Origin of the sequence: Amycolatopsis sp. SID8362 (assembly GCF_010550475.1) — a bacterium.
Lineage (GTDB): Bacteria > Actinomycetota > Actinomycetes > Mycobacteriales > Pseudonocardiaceae > Amycolatopsis > Amycolatopsis eburnea.
In genome coordinates this window covers 1-394 of the sequence record NZ_JAAGNB010001544.1, presented here as the reverse complement: position 1 = coordinate 394, position 394 = coordinate 1, and the positions used below count along the sequence as shown (strand labels likewise).

At 75.4% G+C, this 394-nt stretch carries 1 protein-coding gene; it reads left to right on the top strand.

The annotated features are described in order from the left end of the window. Positions 1-394: helix-turn-helix domain-containing protein (locus G3I65_RS47380; protein ID WP_160701910.1), on the top strand; the 394-nt coding region annotated here is incomplete at both ends.

Sequence of the window (394 nt, the reverse complement as noted above, 5' to 3'; positions counted from 1 at the left end):
CGGCTCGGCTACAGCGTCCGGCAGGTCGAGCGCCAGGTGTTCGCCGAGCTCGGCGCCGGCCCGCTGGCACTGGCGCGGGCCCAGCGCGCGCAGACCGCGCGGACGCTGATCGAGACGACCGCCCTGCCGATGACCGAGCTGGCGCTGGCCTCGGGGTTCGGCAGCATCCGGACGTTCAACGACACCGTGCGCGAGGTGTTCGCACTTTCGCCGACCGAACTGCGGCAGCGCGCCAAGGGCAAGCCCGCGGCCGCCGGCGCGCTCGTGCTGCGGCTGCCGTACCGCAAGCCGCTGTGCCCCGACAACCTGTTCGGGCACCTGGTGGCGACCGGCGTGCCGGGCGTGGAGGAGTGGCGCGACGGCGCCTACCGCCGGACGCTGCGGCTCCCGCACG